Source organism: Petrachloros mirabilis (assembly GCF_975968855.1).
On sequence record NZ_CDLUDY010000013.1, the window covers coordinates 1 to 3,367 of the forward strand.

Below are 3,367 nucleotides of genomic sequence, written 5' to 3' on the forward strand. Positions count from 1 at the left end.
ACCGTCGCCGAATTGACGACGTGCGGGAAGCCGGCGATTCTCATCCCGTTACCGACGGCAATTTATGACCATCAAACGAAAAATGCCAAGGTGATGGAGACGGCTGGGGCGGCAGTTCTTCTTCCGCAATCTGATCTGACAGGCATGAAATTGGCGAAGACGGTCGAAGCGATCTTAGGTGATCCGGAACGGGTGAGGGGGATGGGTGCTGCGAGTCTCAGTTTAAAACGAACCGATGCGGCCGACGCGATCGTCCGCGAATGCTATGCACTCATAGGAGACCACCATGATGTCAACCAGTCTATTGGAGGGGCGGGAGTCTAATGGGATCGGGCAACGGAGCAGTCATTTTGGCAACTCACCACAATCTTTCGGTGAGTTGAGGCGACAGACGATGTTCAGAAAGACGCAGCAGATTCACTTGGTCGGGATCGGCGGGTCGGGAATGAGCGGCATCGCCGAAGTGCTTCTGACACTTGGCTACAAGGTCACCGGTTCTGATTTGCAGGCTACGGATACGACGAGGCGATTGGAGGAATTGGGGGGAAAGATCTTCATAGGCCATCATGAGGCTAATGTCGGAGAGGCGCAGGTGGTGGTGATCTCGTCGGCGGTCTCGCCGGAGAATCCCGAAGTGGTCACGGCCAAGGCGCGGCAGATTCCGGTTATCCCACGCGCCGAGATGTTGGCCGAGTTGATGCGACTGAAGTTTGGTGTGGCGATCGCAGGTGCGCACGGTAAGACGACGACGACTTCAATGGTGGCGAACGTGTTGGCGCAGGGTGGGTTGGATCCAACTATGGTGATCGGAGGGAAAGTCAATGCACTGGGGAGTCATGCCAGATTGGGGCGTGGCGAATTGCTGGTCGCAGAAGCCGATGAGAGCGATGGCTCATTCCTCCGCCTGTCTCCTACCATCGTGGCCGTGACGAATTTGGATCGTGAACATCTGGACCACTACGGCAGCATGGAGCGGATCAACGAGACCTTCCTCGAATTCATCAACAAGGTGCCCTTCTACGGGCTTGCGGTGCTCTGTGCTGATGACGACCGTCTCCGTTCGCTGTTTCCGAAGGTCGTGAAACGCTACCACACCTACGGTTTGTTCGAGCGTGACGGGCTGACGCCTGATTTCCGCGCGACCGACATCAGCGTGAAGCAGTGGGGCTCAGAGTTTCGCGCCTTCTTCCGCACGAGGAATCTCGGTCCGTTCCGCCTGTCTGTCCCGGGAATTCACAACGTGTCCAATGCTTTGGCAGCCATCGCGATCGGCGTTGAGTTGGACGTGCCCGTCGATCTGATCCGAAAGGCGTTGGCGGCATTCACCGGCGTGGAGCGACGGTTTCATCTCCGCGGAGAGGCGAGCGGGATCACGGTCGTCGACGACTACGGTCACCACCCGACCGAAATTAAGGCAACATTGGCGGCGGCGAAGCAGGGCTGGCCGGATCGACGGCTGGTCGTCCTTTTCCAGCCGCACCGGTACACGAGAACAAGGGATCTCCTCGATGATTTCACGGTGGCCTTTCGGGATGCGGATCAGCTTTATGTCACGGAGATCTACGCAGCAAGCGAACAGCCGATTCCGGGGATCTCCGGCGCCAAACTGGCCGATGCGATACGAGCGACGGGCCACTCTGGCGTGCATTTTGTCGAGCGTAAAGACCAGTTGGTTGACCAGGTGCTTCCTCACTTGAAGGCCGGAGACCTCGTTTTCACCCTTGGGGCGGGGGATATTTGGAAATCAGGCCCTGCCTTGCTGGCGAAGTTGACTGAGAACTCTTGATGCAATGCCTCCCCCTCTTCGTCGAATGAGGTCGAAACGTGCCGGATCGAAGTTTCAGAAGAAGGACTTGCAGGCAGCGGTCGAAGGTATCCGCGGGAAGGTCACATTCGGCGCGTCGTTGGATGCTTATACCTCGTTCAAGATCGGCGGGCCGGCCGACGTCCTTGTGGAGCCGGCTGATGTGGAGGACGTCAGGAGGCTTATTAGGCAAGCGAGCGCGAGAAAGATTTCATGGTTCGTTCTTGGCGGAACGAACCTGCTTATCCGTGACGGGGGGATTCGAGGAATCGTGGTCAGTCTATCGAAGCTTCGATCGATCAAGGAAGAACCTGGTGCGGTGCTTTATGGGGAGGGAGGGGTAGGGATGCCGACATTGATCGGCTATGCAATCCGCAGGTCCCTTGCAGGACTCGAATGGGCAGCCGGCATTCCTGGAACGGTCGGAGGTTGTCTCGTCATGAATGCCGGAACGCGATTGGGTGAAATGAAGGATTCGGTGAAAACGGTTCGTCTTGTGAACCGGCGAGGCGAGCTCCTTGTCTTGCCCGCATCGGAAATCTCGTTCCAGTATCGTCGGGCTCGTCTCCCTAAAGGGATTGTTGTGGGAGTGTGGCTACAGTTACGGCAAGGGATCAGATCTGAAATTGAAAAGGTCGTGAAAGACTACCTCCATTATAGGAGAGATACGCAGCCGCTTACGATGCCCAGTGCCGGATGCGTATTCAAGAATCCGGCGAACAGTTCGGCCGGTCGTTTGATCGAGGAGGCCGGATTGAAAGGGTTGAGCGTGGGTGATGCGGAAGTATCCACAAAGCACGGCAATTTCATCGTGAACCGTGGGCATGCACGCGCGGCGGAGGTGATCAAGCTGATCGGGAAAGTCCGGCGAGCCATCAATAAGAAATGCGGTGTGCGATTGGATCTGGAACTCAAAATCGTCGGTGAGGCCTAGCGGATTATGGGAGATCGCGCACTGGTGACTGAGGGTCGGATCGGCGTGCTGATGGGGGGGCGATCGTCCGAGCGGGAAGTATCGTTGCGGACAGGAGCGGCGGTCCACCGTGCGCTCTGTCGGCGAGGGTATGACGCGGTGACGATCGATGTCGGGCCGACGTTATGCCGCGACTTGCAGGAGCAGAAGATCGCAGTGGCGTTTCTGGCATTGCATGGTCCCGGAGGAGAAGACGGGGCGATGCAGGGATTTCTTGAAACCTTGGGAATCCCCTATACCGGTTCCGGCATCCATGCCAGCGCTGCCGGGATGCACAAGGTCACGACAAAAACAATTCTTGCGGCTCATGGGATTCCCGTTCCCTCTGGAACGGTCATCAAACGAGGAGAAATGAGTTCGAGTGCGAAAGTCTTGCGAGCCGCAAAACTGCGATGGCCGGTCGTGATCAAGCCTGCATCGGAAGGTTCAACGATCGGTGTGACGATCGTGAAGAAACCGGCTCAATGGAACGACGCTCTGAACTTGGCGCATCGGTACGATCGGGACGCAATGGTGGAAACGTATATCTCGGGCCATGAGGTCACGGTGTCTCTGCTTGGTCGCCAGGGGGAAACGCCCTTGGTGCTTCC

At 57.4% G+C, this 3,367-nt stretch carries 4 protein-coding genes; all 4 read left to right on the forward strand.

Annotated features, from left to right (window positions below; translation table 11 throughout):
• A partial coding sequence (locus ACWVCN_RS00505) for a UDP-N-acetylglucosamine--N-acetylmuramyl-(pentapeptide) pyrophosphoryl-undecaprenol N-acetylglucosamine transferase (RefSeq protein ID WP_455243542.1) occupies window positions 1-324 on the forward strand: 324 nt, incomplete at its 5' end.
• The gene (gene murC, locus ACWVCN_RS00510) at window positions 287-1,786 is read left to right on the forward strand and encodes a UDP-N-acetylmuramate--L-alanine ligase (protein ID WP_455243543.1); all 1,500 of its coding nucleotides are present in this window, start codon (window positions 287-289) and stop codon (window positions 1,784-1,786) included. The genes ACWVCN_RS00505 and murC, both read left to right, overlap by 38 nt.
• 25 nt (window positions 1,787-1,811) lie before the next feature.
• On the forward strand, window positions 1,812-2,738 hold the full coding sequence (murB, locus tag ACWVCN_RS00515; protein ID WP_455243544.1) for a UDP-N-acetylmuramate dehydrogenase: 927 nt from the start codon (window positions 1,812-1,814) through the stop codon (window positions 2,736-2,738).
• A 6-nt stretch (window positions 2,739-2,744) separates the two neighbouring features.
• Window positions 2,745-3,367: D-alanine--D-alanine ligase family protein (locus ACWVCN_RS00520; RefSeq protein WP_455243545.1), on the forward strand; the 623-nt coding region annotated here is incomplete at its 3' end.

Bases quoted from the DNA above. Each gene is read 5' to 3' on its own strand.
- murC (WP_455243543.1), top strand. From the start codon at position 287: ATGATGTCAACCAGTCTATTGGAGGGGCGGGAGTCTAATGGGATCGGG.
- murB (WP_455243544.1), top strand. From the start codon at position 1,812: ATGAGGTCGAAACGTGCCGGATCGAAGTTTCAGAAGAAGGACTTGCAG.